Annotated in this window: 15 protein-coding genes; 7 read left to right on the forward strand and 8 right to left on the reverse strand. The window is 45.4% G+C overall.

Translation table 11 applies throughout. The annotated features are described in order from the left end of the window. Nucleotides 1–51 precede the first annotated feature (51 nt). On the reverse strand, nucleotides 52–549 hold the full coding sequence (folA, locus tag BZA03_RS08935) for a type 3 dihydrofolate reductase (protein WP_110288568.1): 498 nt from the start codon (nucleotides 547–549) through the stop codon (nucleotides 52–54). Between the two features lie 182 nt (nucleotides 550–731). On the opposite strand from folA, the gene BZA03_RS08940 reads away from it, so the two are divergent. The 4 genes from BZA03_RS08940 (at nucleotide 732) to BZA03_RS08955 (ending at nucleotide 2,166) form a co-directional block, all read left to right on the forward strand. Continuing rightward, complete coding sequence (locus BZA03_RS08940; protein WP_039224426.1) at nucleotides 732–1,097, forward strand: hypothetical protein; 366 nt, start codon at nucleotides 732–734, stop codon at nucleotides 1,095–1,097. Nucleotides 1,098–1,160: 63 nt separating this feature from the next. Next, a complete protein-coding gene (locus BZA03_RS08945; protein ID WP_110288550.1) occupies nucleotides 1,161–1,367 on the forward strand; it encodes a hypothetical protein in 207 nt (68 codons plus the stop codon). 13 nt (nucleotides 1,368–1,380) lie between these two features. Further along, entirely contained in the window at nucleotides 1,381–1,878 is a 498-nt protein-coding gene (gene sodN / locus BZA03_RS08950; protein ID WP_110288551.1) for a superoxide dismutase, Ni, read from the forward strand. Between the two features lie 12 nt (nucleotides 1,879–1,890). After that, on the forward strand, nucleotides 1,891–2,166 hold the full coding sequence (locus BZA03_RS08955) for a S24/S26 family peptidase (protein ID WP_258364617.1): 276 nt from the start codon (nucleotides 1,891–1,893) through the stop codon (nucleotides 2,164–2,166). A 186-nt stretch (nucleotides 2,167–2,352) separates the two neighbouring features. Here BZA03_RS08955 and cgtA read toward each other — a convergent pair whose 3' ends face one another. The 3 genes from cgtA to rplU all read right to left on the reverse strand — a co-directional run bounded on the left by cgtA (nucleotide 2,353) and on the right by rplU (nucleotide 4,364). Then, on the reverse strand, nucleotides 2,353–3,519 hold the full coding sequence (cgtA, locus tag BZA03_RS08960; RefSeq protein WP_014948151.1) for an Obg family GTPase CgtA: 1,167 nt from the start codon (nucleotides 3,517–3,519) through the stop codon (nucleotides 2,353–2,355). Between the two features lie 260 nt (nucleotides 3,520–3,779). Beyond that, nucleotides 3,780–4,037 carry a 50S ribosomal protein L27 gene (rpmA, locus tag BZA03_RS08965; protein ID WP_012517170.1) on the reverse strand — a complete coding sequence of 86 codons (258 nt, stop codon included), beginning with the start codon at nucleotides 4,035–4,037 and terminating at the stop codon, nucleotides 3,780–3,782. 15 nt (nucleotides 4,038–4,052) lie between these two features. After that, nucleotides 4,053–4,364, reverse strand: coding sequence for a 50S ribosomal protein L21 (gene rplU / locus BZA03_RS08970; protein ID WP_012517169.1), 312 nt, complete (start codon nucleotides 4,362–4,364; stop codon nucleotides 4,053–4,055). A gap of 775 nt (nucleotides 4,365–5,139) precedes the next feature. On the opposite strand from rplU, the gene ispB reads away from it, so the two are divergent. After that, nucleotides 5,140–6,114, forward strand: coding sequence for an octaprenyl diphosphate synthase (ispB, locus tag BZA03_RS08975; protein WP_014948150.1), 975 nt, complete (start codon nucleotides 5,140–5,142; stop codon nucleotides 6,112–6,114). A 111-nt stretch (nucleotides 6,115–6,225) separates the two neighbouring features. Here the strand turns inward: ispB and BZA03_RS08980 are convergent, their stop codons facing one another. The 3 genes from BZA03_RS08980 to BZA03_RS08990 form a co-directional block, all read right to left on the reverse strand. Then, nucleotides 6,226–6,942, reverse strand: a complete 717-nt coding sequence (locus BZA03_RS08980; RefSeq protein ID WP_014948149.1) for a ZIP family metal transporter — start codon at nucleotides 6,940–6,942, stop codon at nucleotides 6,226–6,228. Nucleotides 6,943–7,222: 280 nt separating this feature from the next. Further along, entirely contained in the window at nucleotides 7,223–8,554 is a 1,332-nt protein-coding gene (gene pepQ, locus BZA03_RS08985) for a Xaa-Pro dipeptidase (protein WP_110288553.1), read from the reverse strand. 166 nt (nucleotides 8,555–8,720) lie between these two features. Next, a complete protein-coding gene (locus tag BZA03_RS08990) occupies nucleotides 8,721–10,784 on the reverse strand; it encodes a transglycosylase SLT domain-containing protein (RefSeq protein WP_110288554.1) in 2,064 nt (687 codons plus the stop codon). Between the two features lie 495 nt (nucleotides 10,785–11,279). Here BZA03_RS08990 and fadB point away from each other — a divergent pair, with 495 nt between their 5' ends. Next, nucleotides 11,280–13,430 (forward strand): fatty acid oxidation complex subunit alpha FadB, encoded by a 2,151-nt coding sequence (gene fadB, locus BZA03_RS08995; protein ID WP_110288555.1) that lies wholly within the window; start codon nucleotides 11,280–11,282, stop codon nucleotides 13,428–13,430. A gap of 18 nt (nucleotides 13,431–13,448) precedes the next feature. Next, a complete protein-coding gene (gene fadA, locus BZA03_RS09000; RefSeq protein WP_015066159.1) occupies nucleotides 13,449–14,612 on the forward strand; it encodes an acetyl-CoA C-acyltransferase FadA in 1,164 nt (387 codons plus the stop codon). 81 nt (nucleotides 14,613–14,693) lie between these two features. Here the strand turns inward: fadA and BZA03_RS09005 are convergent, their stop codons facing one another. Next, nucleotides 14,694–15,662, reverse strand: coding sequence for an integron integrase (locus BZA03_RS09005; protein WP_110288556.1), 969 nt, complete (start codon nucleotides 15,660–15,662; stop codon nucleotides 14,694–14,696). Between the last annotated feature and the right edge of the window lie 714 nt (nucleotides 15,663–16,376).

Genomic DNA, 16,376 nt, shown 5'->3' on the forward strand with positions numbered 1-16,376 from the left:
ACAACACTGGCATTTTTTTATTTTAAATTGGACCTAGTTCCAATCTCTCCGTTAGTTTCGAACGAGAGTAACGAATGTGTAAGGGTGAGGATTTTTCTCATCGGCGTCATGTTCATCACGTGATACTTCCGTCCAACTTGCTGCCGCCTCATAGTCTGGGAACTGTGTATCTCCGTCAACAGTCAAATCAATATGTGTGAGATACAAAGTGTCAGAGCTATCTAAGAACGTTTGGTAAATAGTACCGCCACCGATAATCATTATTTCATCGTTGTCGCTGTTCTCTGCGCTTAGCGCTTTGGCTACCTCAATCGCTGACTCTGGTGAATCTACTACCGTCGCGTCAGATAAGCTGTAGTCAGCATTACTCGTTATAACAATGTTTGGCCTGCCAGGTAATGCCCTTCCGATTGACTCATAGGTTTTGCGGCCCATTATGACGGCTTTGCCTAAGGTGATCGCTTTAAAGTGTTTTAAATCAGCCGGTAAGTGCCACGGCATATCATTATCTGCGCCTATAATTCTGTTTTTCGCCATAGCAGCAATCATCGCTATCTTCATTTCATTACCTATAAAGCCGTTTTTATTGTTGAACCGCGGCAGTATATCAATATCAGCGACCAAATGTGTATTGGCTCAAAGGGTATAGCTTTAACACTCAACAAATAGAAACAGTTATCATTTGCATTATTATTTTAACTGTTCTAGTGTGTATACAGGAGGTCGCGACAATGCAAATAAACTATCTATGCCCTAAACACGCAGATTGGGTTTACAACAACCCAGAACAGGCCCTACACGTAATGGCGCGCGATGAAATGCAAGGCACAATGCTTATGCAAAGCGGTCAGTTCAGTGAAGCAATTCCATACCTTGGCTGTGCGTTTGATATCGCCGTTATTCTGCTTGAGGTAGACGGCGGTGAGAACAGCGCAATGACAGCTAAGATTATGGGCTTAACAAGCTTGCTTGAAGAGACATACTTTCATCTGAAACTGCCTCACCACCGAAACGCCATTGTCGACAGAGCTCATACTGTCATCAGCGCCTCTAACAACATCGTGAACAGCAATGTACCACTGCGCTTCGCCGTGTAGTTGCACCGATACTTATGCGCCTAACTACTTCACCTTACTTTTACTAACGCTTTAGGAGAATTCATGAAAGTTAACCTTAAACGCTCAGCTCTAATGCTATACGCCGCTGTATTTAGTTCGGGCACATTCGCTCATGCAGGACACGATCATGAACACTGGACTAGCGGTGTTATGCATGCTCTGTTTTACGCGTCTCTTGTAGGCTGTGCAGCTGCGTGTGGCTTTGCGGCTTACAAATACTTCAACGCTAAAAAGCGCTCAGCAAAGTAAGGGGGTACGAATTATGATTCATCAATTACTCTCAAAAATCCATGCCGTTAGCCCCTTCTCTGCGGCTAGCGCACATTGCGACATTCCTTGCAAAATTTACGATCCGTTTTCGGCGCAGTTGGCTGCGTTGAGTGTTATTCGCTTCGTAGACCTACTTAACGAACTGGCCGAAAAAGAGACACTTACGTTTGCAGATCAAGCGCAAATGAGCCGCTTAGTAGCAGAAAAGGAAACCCGTGCAGAGAAAGTAAAGCAAGAAGTCAGGGTAATATGGGGCGATTACTTTAAAGCCCCTCAGTTTGAGAAGTTTCCAGATACTAACGAGCTGGTACATAAAATCATGCTGGCCGGTTCTGGGTGTAAGCAACACGTCAGCAGAGAAAAAGCTGAAGAGCTGCTTTCGTTAGTGAATGAATTTGCCGAGCGTTTCTGGGCAACCAAGGATGTCGCAACCAAAAAAGCAACGTGCCCCTATCCACCTTCTGAAGAAGTGGTTTATCCCGACCTCTAAATGTTTAAAATTATGCGGGTTACGGGGAGCAGCATGTTGCCTTCTCTAAACGACGGTGACTTTGTCTGTGCAATGAGATGGCCTCTTAGGTGGCTGCGTAGTGGGCAAATCGTGGTTGTTAAAAGCAGCACTTACGGCGTAATTATCAAAAGGGTAGACCAAGTTAACACCGACGGAACGTTTACCTTAACGGGCGATAACAAGGCCCACTCTGTAAGCCAAGGGGCCATGGGTAAGTTTACTCGCGCTCAATTGCTGGGAAAGGTTATCTATCATACCAGTGAGTAAGCCAGCACGATGAGGGTGCATTAGCCTAACCGCGTTACTTACAAAAAAGCTCGCACGTTGTCTTTGCAACGATGCGAGCTTTTTGGTGTTCTAATTTGCTTTAGAGCACTGGTTATCAGTAATTGTTTCGCAATTGACTGTCACTCAGCGATTGTTTCTCAGCGACTGTTTCTCAGCGATTGTTTCTCAACGACGATACTCAACTTCCACGTCGTAATCGTCTTCGTCCCAGTCGTCGTCATCTAGGTCATCTTCAAACTCATCATGAGCTTCAAGTGTATTCTTGTGGTAAGTGTCCCACTTGAATTCTACTTCTTTCTTCTCTTCTTCCTCTTCCAGTTCAGCTGGAAGAGTTTCAATGAAGTCCATAATGTCGTTACACAAAGGATCTAGGTTCATCTTTTGGAACGCAGAGATTTGATAAACTGGGCCTTCCCAACCCAACGCATCGATCACGTGCTGACAGCGTTCTTCAGCTTCTTCTTCAAGTAGTAAATCGACTTTATTAAATACTAACCAACGGGGCTTTTCTGCCAATTTAGGGCTGTATTTTTCAAGCTCTTCAATGATCGCTTTTGCGTGCTCGGCAGGATCCGTTTCATCAACAGGGAAAATATCTACCACGTGAAGCAAGATACGACAGCGCTCTAAGTGTTTTAAGAAGCGTATACCTAGGCCAGCACCATCGGCAGCACCTTCAATCAAACCAGGAATATCCGCAACAACGAAGCTTCGCTGTGAGTCTTGACGAACCACTCCTAAGTTAGGCACCAAGGTTGTAAACGGATAATCAGCCACTTTAGGCTTAGCTGCTGATACAGAGCGGATAAAGGTCGATTTACCTGCGTTAGGCATACCAAGTAAGCCAACATCGGCTAGAAGCATAAGCTCTAGCTTAAGGTTGCGAATTTCACCTGGTGTACCATTGGTCTTTTGACGTGGGGCACGGTTCGTACTGCTTTTAAAGCGGGCATTACCTAAACCGTGAAAACCACCTTGTGCCACTTTAAGCTTTTGACCATGACGAGTCAGGTCACCTAATACTTCGCCAGTATCACTATCAGTAGCACGCGTGCCAACAGGCACCATTACGGTGAGGTCTTTACCTTTCTTACCGATACAGTTGCCGCCTTGACCATTTTGGCCACGCTCAGCACGGTGAAAGCGCTCAAAGCGATAATCGATCAATGTATTTAGGTTTTCATCGGCCTGTAAAAATACACTGCCGCCGTCACCACCGTCGCCACCGTCTGGGCCACCTTTAGGTACGTATTTTTCCCTTCTAAAGCCAATTGTACCGTTGCCGCCGTCACCGGCTTCAACGCGAATTTCAGCTTCATCTACAAATTTCATTTATCGCTCCGGGCTGTAATGCCGTGGGTTATTAACTTATTTAATGCGAATACTAAGTTTACACCAAATTGCGCATCGGCGCTTTTGAGTCTACTCAGCATTCTAAAAAATTGAGAAGTAAAACCTTGCTCAGCGCTAATTCATTTTCAGAATATAATCGCTATTAATTAAGAACAGAAAAAGAAAGAAAGGTTTCACAAAACAAAAAACCCCGCAAGCGCGGGGTTTTTCTAAGCCTGTTCGGCGAGAAGCTTACGCGCTTACTCAGCTACGATGCTTACAAATTTACGGTTCTTCGGTCCTTTAACGTCGAACTGAACTTTACCGTCTTTTAGTGCAAACAACGTGTGGTCTTTACCGATACCCATGTTGTCACCAGCGTGGAAACGAGTACCACGTTGACGAACAATGATGTTACCAGCAAGAACAGATTCACCACCAAAGCGCTTAACACCTAGGCGTTTACTTTCTGAATCACGACCGTTTTTGGTACTACCACCAGCTTTTTTGTGTGCCATGTGTTCGTGCTCCTATTATGCGTTGATACCAGTGATTTTCACTTCTGTGAACCACTGACGGTGACCCGCTTGCTTACGAGAGTGCTTACGACGACGGAACTTAACGATTTTTACTTTATCGCCACGACCGTGTGTAACAACCTCAGCAGTCACCTTACCACCAGCAACGATTGGTGTGCCGATTTTTACGTCGTCACCGTTGCTTACCATTAAAACTTTGTCAAATTCAACCGTTTCGCCTGGGGCTACTTCGATTTTTTCAAGACGAACGGTTTGGCCTTCGGCCACACGGTGTTGTTTACCGCCACTTTGGAAAACCGCGTACATAGTTAACTCCGCTCTGCGTCCACTGACGCTTCAATTCAAAAAACAGGGCGCGAATTGTACGTGAAACATCCGTAAATCACAACCCCGATTCGCAGAAAAATAGATTATTTTTCCAACATGGGGCGAATTATGCCCCAATTGCGTATTTGATGCAGCTTCAAATGCCCAAAAACCGTTAAAAATTCACAAATTTTTTTGAAAAAACAGTAAAAATTTTTAGGTCGTATTAAATCAAAATGGAAATATTGATAGGTCAAATTACATAGAAATGCGATCCAAACAGCGCAAGATCACGCGAGCGAGATCGGCAAACGATCCTCAAATATGCATTGCGATCAGACTGCGATCGAGCTGTTGGATCCCACGAATAGGATCGTTTTTACGATTACTACTTCCCCACTTTGTATCTGTGACTTGGGGCAATGCTACTCCCCTAATTGAGAAACAAAGTTGCTCTTAAACACTTCGTTTTCTTCATACAAACATCAAAAAATAGCGACTTAACAGGAAAAATTATCGAGAGCACCTATAATTGCATGTGATCGCATGATTAAGGGGGCGTACGTGCGGCAAACCGCTAAACACAGAACAGAATTTATATGAAGAACGCAGCCCCACCTTTTTCACATCTGGTTTAACCGTATTTGAGGAATTACACGTAAATGCGTTAAGCCGTCATTTTTTAAGACAATTTGGTGGATAGTACAGATGATTAAGGTACAATCGCCACCAATAATTGCCCAAGACGTAAGAGTAAGTATTTATTGCCATGCCTATGGATATAGATCAAATCCGCGCCCTGTCTAATGATGATATGCAGGCGGTCAACCAGCTGATTCAACAACAAGTCGACTCTGATGTTGCCCTAATTAATCAGCTTGGTTTTTACATTGTAAACAGTGGCGGCAAGCGATTACGCCCACTTCTTACCGTGTTAAGTGCGCGGGCTATGGGAATAGACAACAACGATCACCATACCCTTGCGGCGATTGTTGAATTTATTCATACCGCTACCCTGTTGCACGACGATGTAGTTGACGAATCGACCATGCGCAGAGGGCGGGAAACGGCCAATGCCATTTTTGGCAATCAGGCATCAGTGTTAGTGGGTGACTTTCTTTACACCCGTTCTTTCCAAATGATGGTGAGCCTTAAACGCATGCGCGTTATGGAGATACTGTCTGAAGCCACAAACCAAATTGCTGAAGGTGAAGTGTTACAGCTGATGAACTGTAACGATCCCAGCACTACAGAAGCTCGTTACTTTGATGTTATTTACGGTAAAACGGCGCGTTTGTTTGAAGCTGCTACGCAGTTAGCGGCTGTGCTGACCGACCAAAATGAGCACATTGAACACGCTATGCAAGAATACGGCAAGCACCTAGGCACAGCCTTTCAACTAGCTGACGATATACTTGACTACATGGCTGACAGTGAAGAAATGGGCAAGAATGCGGGCGACGACTTAGCTGAAGGTAAGCCAACTCTGCCATTACTTTACGCTATGTGGCACGCAAGAAATGACGACGACAAAGCGCTTATTCAAGAAGCTATTGAACAAAGCAATGGCCTACCACACTTGACGCGGATTCAAGGCATTATGGAAGAAACCGGTGCTTTGGACTACACACGTGAATGTGCGCAAAAAGAAGTACAAATGGCCATTAACAGCTTAAACGCTATTGAAGATTCTGAATATAAAGAGGCGTTAATCGCGCTGGCACATATTTCAATTGAGCGTACAAGCTAACTAGCAATAGATAACTAATTGTCGATAAGTGATATGAAAAGGCGTGTTGTAAGCAACACGCTTTTTTTATTGGCAATTACCAATTACGAAAACTAGCTAATTATTAAAAAGCTAGCCTTCGAGCATGAAGCCTATCATCCCCACTAAAAAACCAAGAATACCGCCAAGCGGAGGAAGCCAATGGTTTTCCATACGAATTTGCGGTGCAATATCCTGAAACACCGAATAAAGTATTCCACCTGCGGCAAACAGCATTATACCGCTCATTACAACGGGGAATTGCGCTAGATAATAAAAGCCTAACAAGCTAAACAAGGGGCCAAGTAGCGCCATTAATACAAAGATAATAATGAGTTTGGTACTGCGCTGCTTGTTCTTTGGCAACATTTCCCTATACGCATTAAACCCTTCTGGTAAGTTTTGAACTGCAATCAGTAGGCCTAATAACATGGTACCTCCGCCTAACGCTGCCGTAGTACCAAGTGCGATAGACTCAGGCACAAAATCACTGAGCATGGCAGCTAACTGGCTGCCTGCGGTTTTCTTTTTCGCTAGATAAATATCAAGGGCCATGAAAGCTAAGGCACCGCCAACGAAGCACATTATGGCCGCAAATACCGATACGTCTTTTATGCCTTCAGGTACGAGCACAAGTCCCACCGCCGAAATTAGCGCTCCTGCTCCTAACGCTAAAATGCCATGGCGTAACTCTTTTTCTAGCCACTTAGGCTGAATGCCTTGATAAGTCGCTAAAATAGCGCCTGCGGGCATAGCAAGACCCGCCACCGTTGCCATTATTAATAAACCTACAATATCGCCTTGTGGCATAACGACTCCTTTCTAACCATTACTTGAATATCTTCCTATTGATTACTACACACAGCACCATTGGTTTACAAATAATACCAGTCCGCATAGATAATTACCCACTCAACGAGAGTTAAAATGTTCGTAATCGCGGCGTGTTACCGCAGGTATAGTGGTTCTACATCGAGGTGACGCAACAAAGAGAACGTACATTTTAAAAGCGCGTAACGAAAAAGAGCAGCTTAAGGCTGCTCTTTGCATTTATAACGATGGGTTGTGTTGGCTATACACAAAAAGTCGATTAATTTAAGTCCAAATCTCGGGTCATGTTCTCGTTCTTATCGCGATGCACAATAATGTTGTCTTCAATGCGAATGCCACCAAACGGTTTGTATGCATCAATGGTATCCCAGTTAATGTACTTAGACGCAGGCGTCGCTTTAAGGTCGCGCAGTAGACTATCGATGAAGTACAGGCCCGGCTCAATAGTGAACACCTGACGGGCTTCTACCATACGCGTGCAGCGTAAGAACGGGTGATCATCAGGAGCAGGCTTAGGCGTGCCTCTGTCATCATTAACCAATCCGCCCACATCGTGTACCTGCAGCCCCAAGAAATGGCCAATGCCATGTGGGAAGAACGTGCGTGTAATGCCCATTTCCACAATCTCAGGTGGCGTTAAATTCACCATGCCGGTATCGTGAAGAATTTGCGCAATACCATCGTGGGCTAACAAGTGAATGTCTGTGTAGGCTACACCCGGCTTTAACGAATCGACTAAGGTCAGCGTTACCTTATCTACCGCTTGAATGAGGTCGCGGAACATCGCTGAATTATGAACACCTTCTTGAGCGTAAGTACGCGTAATATCTGCCGCATAGCCATGATAGTTTGCACCCGCATCAATCAGAAACGAACGTGATTCTTTTGGCGCTACGGTATCACACTGCATGTAATGCAGAATTGAAGCATGCTCGTTAAGTGCCACAATACTGGTATATGGTACGTCGTTGTCACCTTGTCGGCTTGCTGCGGCATAGGCAAGATTGATATCAAATTCGCTTTTGCCTTCACGGAAGGCTTGCTCAGCAGCCTTATGGCCTGCCACCGCCAGCTTGTTAGCTTCACGCATGCAGTCAAGTTCATAGTCGGTTTTATAAGCACGTTGATAGTGCAAATAGTGCAACACGCGGTCTGGATTTACATTGCCAAAACCCAACGCTTTTGCCACTTCAATATATTCGCCTACATAGGCAAAACGGCTTTTATCGTAAGGCAGAAATTTCTCTACCGCATCGGCCTGTTGAAGTAGTTTAATGTCGAAGCTGTCAGTCCAAAAGTCATTTGGCTCTGGTGGCACTTTGTGCCAGAAATCTTCAGGGCGATAGAAAATAAGCGTAGGCTTGTCTACACCGTTTACCACCAGCCAACAGTTAGGGTTATCAATAACAGGCACCCATGCTTTGAACTGCGGGTTTACCTTAAATGGGTAGTGATTATCGTCCAAGAAAAGACGTTTGCCCTGCCCTGAGTGAATAACTAGTCCGTCTAGCCCTTCTCGCTGTAGTGCTTCGCGAGTTCTAGCTTGAAGCTCTTCGATATGCTGTTGGTAGGTTGCTTTATGTTGCGACATAGCCCCTCTTATCTTTTTAGTCGTTAGTTAGCTACTAGTGTATCACGAGGCCAGCATGACATGCATACTGGCTCAGACCGCTGTGCTGTTGTATACGTTAAGTTTCCCATACTGGTAAAATAATAACGTAATGAAAGGCGTACCCGTATACGCCTAACTTTGATAGCTATCGCGGTGCTAGTTGCAGTGTACCTGTTACCGGATGTGTACTTACTGCATCTGCCGATGGGATCATATCGCGGGTAAGTTGAGGGAAGATATTTTCGTTTCCACCTAACTGCTGGTCGTAAATATGCTGATACGCCATCACCGCCTTCACGTAAGCACGGGTTTCTTTGTAGGGAATATTCTCAATCCAAATATCCACGGGCAGCGCTTCATTAGCAGGTAACCATTCCAACACTTTGCGCCAACCAGCGTTATAAGATGCGGACACCAGCACAGGGTTATTGTTTAACTTGTCCATTAAATAACGCAGGTACTGCACGCCGTATTCGACGTTATCGTCTACCTGAAACAGTGTGTTACGACTCACTTTCTCTTTTGCTACATAACGCGCTGTTCCCGGCATAAGCTGCATGAGTCCTGCCGCTCCCACCGAAGAGATAGCATCGCTTCTAAACGAACTTTCGCGGCGTGCAATAGCCATAGCCAGCGACTTTGAAATGCTGTATGCCTGCGACTTTTCGCTGAATACATCATTGAAGGCCAGTGGGAATCGGCGCTCGACATCATCCCAATAGCCACTTCGCGCAAAACTGGTAATAGCTTGATCGTACAAGCCCCACTCATACGCCAAAATGCCCGCACCGGTCACTTTCGATTCGGGTAAATGTGACAGTAAATAAAACCACTCTCGGCGCGCTTCTGTGGTTCTGTCTAACCTGAAAAATTCAACAGAGCGCATGGTGGCAGGAGTTTTCGCCACACTGGCAATAGCCGCCGTGTCTCTTGGCGCTGGCATGTGTGCAAGCGACGGAATTTCGCCTATGTGCGCACTTGCCATAAAGCCATAATAATGGCGTTCTTGAGAAAGCTCTTTATAAAGCACCGTAGCCTGCATAGTTTGACCAAGCGCTTCTAAAGCACGGGCTTTCCAATAGCGATAGTTTTCTTCTTGCTGCAAACTGGCAGGAGCGCTATCAATAACATTAACCACTTCCTGCCACTTTTTCGTGCGAAGCAAATGGGAAATATGCCAAAGCTTTACATCTTCATTGGCACCCTGCACATCAGCAAGTTCAAGCCAATGATGCGCTTGAGGAAGGCGGTCTAGCGTGTAGCTAAGCGCTATTGCTCTTCGCATAACGTGCTGCTGCGCTGGCGAGAACACGTTTTTGTCGTTGTAGCGGTTAAATACCGTGCCGGCTAAGTCAGGGTTTCGCCAAGCAAGTTTCTCGACCGCCCATACGATTACCTCAGCTTCATGCGATGCATTTTTTAGTGGAAAGAGCGCCGTTCTATTTACTCGGCTGGTGTCTCGGGTTACCGATAGCCACGCGTCAGCCAGGTATTGCTTATCACCGGGAAGTTGGCGCTTAAGATAAGAGATAATGCTTCGGTTATCTTCTTTCGCGGCAATCTCTATGCGCTTGATCACCATTTCGGGTGTCATCATGCCAGCTTTTTTCCACTTAGCAAAAAGCGGATCGCATTCGTCCGGTTGCGACTGACCGTGAAGCCATAAAGCGTCGACTTCGGACAAAATAGCTTGTTCGCTTTCACCTTCTTTTAAACGGTAATTAAGCGCGATACAGGTTAGCCTTGCTCCCATGCCCGGGCGATAATTGTCTAAAAAAGTGCTGCGATAATCGTTCTTAGCAAGGTAATTAAGCCATTTATAACGCACACCGTAGCTTACCGGCTGACCATTGAAATCTTCTAGAAACTGCTTAACCTCGCGCTTTGTTCTTATTGACATCGTGCGCTCTAGCTTGAGTCTAAGTAGATAAGGATAAAGCGGATAATGCGCCAGTTCATAAATGTCGTTATCGAGGCGCTGAACGCTTCGCTTCGAATACGTTAACAGCTTTTTTTCAACTTCTAGATAACGAGCGCGATCCTTTTCGAAGATATCTTCGGGTAGTGTTAAAGGCTGTGTAGCCCATGCGCCGATAGAGAAAAATGAAGAGAGCGAGCAAACAAATGCCCCCACAACGGTGGCGAACAATTTATTGTTTTTTGTCAGCGAGCGCTGACCTAACCACGAACTAAAATAAAAACCAGACACAATAGAACTCCTACCCTGCTCTACACTCGAACGCTTATGAGCGCTGGCAAATTTGCCGAATCGAGCTGATTGTAAAATGTTGCTGAAAAAGCAGCATTGCGACTGATCCACTACGTTCGTTTGATAAACGAAGGGAAAATTTCAGCCTGGCTCCTTGCCAAAGAAGATGTTGTGCCAGCTGTCGTTAGCTATGCTTTACACACATAGTTGACATGATTGTAGATTATTCTTTTGCTGGATTGGCGCTTTGCGTCAATAACGCTCATTATACAACCACCAATGGCGAAATGAAGCTTGAATTCGATATTTACACTTGAATTTAAGTCATCCGACCACTACCTTAGACAAATTGAAACGCTTGTTTGATTTTTTGTTGAAATTTTGTGTGGCTTTGTAAAGAATCTAGCCACCCTAACGCGTTAGTGAATGCATACGACCCTACAAATTAGTTGGATTACTTCACTAACATCCTGGCCAATGCCGAAGGAGATGATAATGATATACACAGGCAAAAGTCTTTCCGTCAGCCTGTTAGAAGACGGCTTTGCTGAGCTGGTATTCGACGCCCAAGGTTCAGTAAACAAGTTCGACCGCCAAACGGTGAGTGAACTTGACGAAGCAACTCAAGCCCTACTTGCTAAAGGCGATGTTAAAGGCTTAGTGGTACGCAGTGCAAAACCTGCATTTATCGTGGGTGCTGATATCACCGAGTTCACTGGCCTATTCGCCATGGACGATGCAGAAGTACTACAGTGGGTTGCCAATACATCACAAGTATTCGACCGCTTCGAAGACCTACCTTTCCCTACCATCGCTGCAGTTAACGGCTTCGCTCTAGGTGGCGGCTGTGAGATGGCATTGGCGTGTGACATGCGTATTGCAGACACTACTGCTTCAATTGGTTTGCCAGAAGTTAAACTAGGCCTAATGCCTGGTTTTGGTGGTACGGTTCGTCTACCTCGCCTTATTGGTTCAGACAACGCCCTTGAGTGGATGACCACTGGCCGCGACAGAAAAGGCGCGAAAGCCCTTGCTGAAGGCGCAGTTGATGCCGTTGTTGCACCAGAAGCACTTGTTGAAGGTGCGCTTTCAATGGTGAAAGACGCCGCTGACGGTAAATTTGACTGGCAAGCGCGTCGTGCGGTTAAGAAAGCCCCACTACAGCTAAACAAAAACGAAGCTATGATGAGTTTCTCTACTGCTCAAGCCATGGTATTTGCACAAGCTGGTAAACATTACCCAGCACCGCACAAAATGGTTGAGACAGTACAAAAAGCAGCGGGTCTAGACCGTGACGGCGCACTTAAGCTTGAAAACGAAGGCTTTGTAGCGCTTGCGAAAACCGACGCTGCGAAAGCACAGATTGGTATTTTCCTTGCCGACCAACTAGTTAAGAGCAAAGGTAAGAAGCAAGCGAAAGCAAGCACAAAAGAAACCAAGCTTAATGCTGTACTAGGTGCAGGCATCATGGGCGGCGGTATCGCATACCAAAGCGCTGTGAAAGGCACGCCAGTTATCATGAAAGACATTAATCAAGGTGCACTAGACCTTGGCCTTTCTGAAGCAGCGAAAATTCTTGGTAAAGGCATGCAGCGCGGTAAAGTAGACGCGACTAAAATGGCGCAAACACTTAACGCTATCACGCCTACCCTTGAGTACAGCACACTTAAAGATGCAGACCTTGTTATTGAAGCGGTTGTAGAAAACCCGAAAGTAAAAGGTATTGTACTAAAAGAAGTTGAAGAGAGCGTAGCTGACGACGCTATCATCTGTTCAAACACCTCTACTATCTCTATCAACCAGCTAGCTGAAAGCCTAGACAAGCCAGAGCGCTTCTGTGGTATGCACTTCTTTAACCCAGTGCACCGCATGCCGCTTGTTGAAATTATTCGTGGTGAAAAAACCTCTGAAGAAACCATCAATGCGGTAGTAGCCGCTACCCTTAAAATGGGCAAAACCCCAATTGTGGTTAACGACTGCCCAGGGTTCTTGGTAAACCGCGTATTGTTCCCATACTTTGCGGGCTTCAGTAAGCTACTTATCGACGGCGCAGACTTTGTTGCTGTTGATAAAGTAATGGAAAAAATCTTCGGCTGGCCTATGGGCCCTGCTTACCTAATGGACGTTGTAGGTATCGACACGGGCGATCACGCAGCAGACGTAATGGCAGCGGGTATTCCAGAGCGTATGGCTCGCCTAGACAACGACCCTGTAACACTGTTCTACAAAGAAGAGCGTTTAGGTCAGAAGAACGGTAAAGGTTTTTACAACTACGGTGTTGATAAGCGCGGCAAGCCGTCTAAAACACCGGCTGAAGAAGCATATGCACTAATGGCGCCACACGTAGCTGAGAAGACAGACTTTGAAGCAGACGACATTATTGCACGCCTTATGATCCCTATGGCAAACGAAGCAATTCGCTGCCTAGAAGAAGGCATTGTAGATAGCGCAGCTGAAGCAGATATGGCGCTACTTTACGGCTTAGGTTTCCCTCCATTCCGCGGTGGTATTTTCCGTTGGATTGAAACCATTGGCTTGGCGAACTTTGTTGCTATGGCAGACAAGTACGCTGAACTTGGTCCTATTTATCAGATCTCAGACGGCGTTCGTGAAATGGCCGCTTCTGGTAAATCCTATTTCGCATAAGACCCGGAGGAAAAACTAATGAAAGAAGTGGTCGTAATCGATTGCGTACGTACCCCTATGGGTCGTTCAAAAAACGGTGTTTTCAGAAATGTGCGTGCAGAAGACTTATCTGCTGCGCTAATGACCGCGCTACTAGAGCGTAACCCTGGCGTAAACCCAGCGGAAATTGAAGACATCATTTGGGGCTGTGTTCAGCAAACTAAAGAACAAGGCTTCAACGTTGCACGTAACGCGCAACTACTCACAAAAATTCCACGCACAACAGGCGCGGTAACGGTAAACCGCTTATGCGGTTCATCAATGCAAGCCCTTCACGATGCAACAAGCGGCATCATGAGCGGCCGTGGTGACATTTACATGATTGGTGGTGTTGAGCACATGGGTCACGTACCGATGAACTACAACATCGACTTCCACCCTGGTCTTGCTAAGTACACGGCGAAAGCGTCGGGTATGATGGGTATGACAGCCGAGCTACTTGGCCGTCAAAACGGTATTACTCGTGAGCAACAAGACGCATTCGGTGCGCGTTCGCACCAGCTAGCGCACAAAGCACACCTTGAAGGCCGCTGGGCTAACGAGATTGTGCCTGTTGAAGGTCACGACGCAAACGGCGTATTAAAGCTAATTGACTACGATGAAGTAGTTCGCCCAGAGAGCACTGCTGAGAGCATGGCGGCACTTCGCCCAGTGTTCGACCCAGTAAACGGTACTGTTACTGCGGGTACATCTTCTGCGCTGTCTGACGGTGCATCAGGTATGCTACTTATGTCAGCAGACCGTGCGAAAGAGCTTGGCCTAACGCCTCGTGCGAAAATTCGCTCGATGGCAGTGGCTGGTTGTGATGCGGCAATTATGGGTTACGGCCCAGTGCCAGCAACACAAAAAGCGCTTAAGCGCGCTGGCCTTACTATGGACGATATTGAACTTGCTGAGTTTAACGAAGCGTTCGCAGCACAGGCGCTATCATGCATTAAGCAACTAGGTTGGATGGACCACCTTGATACTAAGATTAACCTTAACGGTGGTGCAATTGCACTTGGTCACCCACTAGGTTGTTCTGGTTCACGTATCTCGGGTACGCTTATCAACCTAATGGAATCACAAGACGTAAGCCTAGGCTTAGCGACTATGTGTATTGGTTTAGGTCAAGGTATTGCTACCGTATTTGAGCGTGTATAAGCGTTAAAATAAGCGCTTTTAAAGCTAAATATTGAAAAGGGCCTTCGGGCCCTTTTTTGTTGATTCTAATTACTTTTCAGATTACTTCAAAATACGAGATAAAGGACTTACCACCCCCTGCGCACCTTGCTGAAGCACGTGAGTATAAATTTGCGTGGTCTTTACGTCTGAATGACCTAACTGTGTTTGCACCGTTCTAATATCAGCGCCCGATTGCAGCAAATGGGTTGCAAAAGAGTGGCGCAGTGTATGAGGCGTAACTTTCTTTTTAATGTCACAAGTTTTTGCCGTGTTTCGTATTGCTTTTTGTATACTCGATTCATCAATATGATGTCGTCGCACTCTTTTGCTTTCAGGATCGATAGATAATCGAGAAGAGGGAAATAAATAATGCCAGCCTAACTCTCTGGGCGCGTTTTTGTATTTCAAACGTAATCGGTGAGGTAGATAAACGCCTACGTACTTTGGATTTTCTAAATCAGCCGCCAAGAAGTTTTCTACCATAGCGATTTGTCGTGTAAGACTTGGTTTTAATTCCGCAGCCAACGTTACAATGCGATGCTTACCGCCTTTCCCATCCCAAATGCGAATAGCGTTGTAGTCAAAATCAATGTCTTTAACTCGTAGCCTAACCGCTTCCATTAACCGCAAACCACTTCCGTACAATAAAGATATTGGTAACTTTAGGTTGGCAGGAATTTGCTCAAAAAGAGAAACGACCTCTTCCTGTGTTAATACAACTGGAAGCTTGGCTTGCCTACGACTTGAAACAAAGTTGAGTTCGCATGAAAGTGGCCTTTCCAATATATCGCGATACAAGAACGCTAGTGCATTTAGCGCGCTAGCTTGAGTGGCCGGAGCCACATTTTTAGCGTTAACTAAGTGAGACAAAAACACTTCAACTTCTTTGTCTCCCATTTCAGATGGGTGCTTATTATTATTGAAGCGGATAAAGCTAATTATCCATTTACTATAGAGTTCAATCGAACGCTTCGCATAGCGACGGTTTTGCATGTGCTCTATCACCATTTGCATGAACATTGATTTCATTTTTTTGATTTTAATTACTGTAAATAAAAACAGAATTGCGGTTTTTGACTCGTCCGTAAAATAAAAAGGAAAGATTCCGTACTTAAGTACGGTGTTTTCAGATACTAAGTGTAGGTTATTGATGGAAGTGTATTTACGTGCGAAAGTGATAAAACTATAAATGTGATATATGGAAACTATCCACTTTGCATAAAGGATTTTTTCCTTACACTAAATTGTTAGCTGTCAGTAGGTAGACCATGACTCAAATGTCTTTGCCAAGAAGGGCTTTAAAGTACGCCGTAATATCTTCTTTAATAATTATGCTTTTGGTTTTATATGCAATACTAACCAGAGATGTTACTGGCTCAGCCATGGAAGTATTTCTCCGCTTAGTTGTAACAACTGTTGGTGTGTTTGGAGCAATGTGGTTGGTTTTTATCTTTTACCTATTCGCAAACCCAGATGCTGATAAACCTAGAGAAAAGGACTCATGACTAAAGTGGACTTAAAAAGGCGACACTCTCTTCGATTAACAATGTCAGCTAACAAGCCAATCAACACACTCACTGCGTTCGCTGGGACGCATACACGCGGGGCGGCTGCGCCATTATGCCCCACATGTCTGCGCCCGTTATTGGAAAGTTAGGTGCTACTGGTATGAGTAAAGTTTTTATCTATGGTTTTACTGGCACTTTCACTGAAAAACCTGAGTACGATTACGCTCACCCAGAT

The sequence above is a fragment of the Alteromonas sp. I10 genome (assembly GCF_003201515.1).
Taxonomy (GTDB): domain Bacteria; phylum Pseudomonadota; class Gammaproteobacteria; order Enterobacterales; family Alteromonadaceae; genus Alteromonas; species Alteromonas macleodii.

Excerpts from the sequence above, each read along its gene's own strand:
- folA (WP_110288568.1), bottom strand. The coding sequence starts at position 549 with ATGATTGCTGCTATGGCGAAAAACAGAATTATAGGCGCAGATAATGAT.
- BZA03_RS08940 (WP_039224426.1), top strand. The coding sequence starts at position 732 with ATGCAAATAAACTATCTATGCCCTAAACACGCAGATTGGGTTTACAAC.
- BZA03_RS08945 (WP_110288550.1), top strand. The coding sequence starts at position 1,161 with ATGAAAGTTAACCTTAAACGCTCAGCTCTAATGCTATACGCCGCTGTA.
- sodN (WP_110288551.1), top strand. The coding sequence starts at position 1,381 with ATGATTCATCAATTACTCTCAAAAATCCATGCCGTTAGCCCCTTCTCT.
- BZA03_RS08955 (WP_258364617.1), top strand. The coding sequence starts at position 1,891 with ATGCGGGTTACGGGGAGCAGCATGTTGCCTTCTCTAAACGACGGTGAC.
- cgtA (WP_014948151.1), bottom strand. The coding sequence starts at position 3,519 with ATGAAATTTGTAGATGAAGCTGAAATTCGCGTTGAAGCCGGTGACGGC.
- rpmA (WP_012517170.1), bottom strand. The coding sequence starts at position 4,037 with ATGGCACACAAAAAAGCTGGTGGTAGTACCAAAAACGGTCGTGATTCA.
- rplU (WP_012517169.1), bottom strand. The coding sequence starts at position 4,364 with ATGTACGCGGTTTTCCAAAGTGGCGGTAAACAACACCGTGTGGCCGAA.
- ispB (WP_014948150.1), top strand. The coding sequence starts at position 5,140 with ATGGATATAGATCAAATCCGCGCCCTGTCTAATGATGATATGCAGGCG.
- BZA03_RS08980 (WP_014948149.1), bottom strand. The coding sequence starts at position 6,942 with ATGCCACAAGGCGATATTGTAGGTTTATTAATAATGGCAACGGTGGCG.
- pepQ (WP_110288553.1), bottom strand. The coding sequence starts at position 8,554 with ATGTCGCAACATAAAGCAACCTACCAACAGCATATCGAAGAGCTTCAA.
- fadB (WP_110288555.1), top strand. The coding sequence starts at position 11,280 with ATGATATACACAGGCAAAAGTCTTTCCGTCAGCCTGTTAGAAGACGGC.
- fadA (WP_015066159.1), top strand. The coding sequence starts at position 13,449 with ATGAAAGAAGTGGTCGTAATCGATTGCGTACGTACCCCTATGGGTCGT.
- BZA03_RS09005 (WP_110288556.1), bottom strand. The coding sequence starts at position 15,662 with ATGAAATCAATGTTCATGCAAATGGTGATAGAGCACATGCAAAACCGT.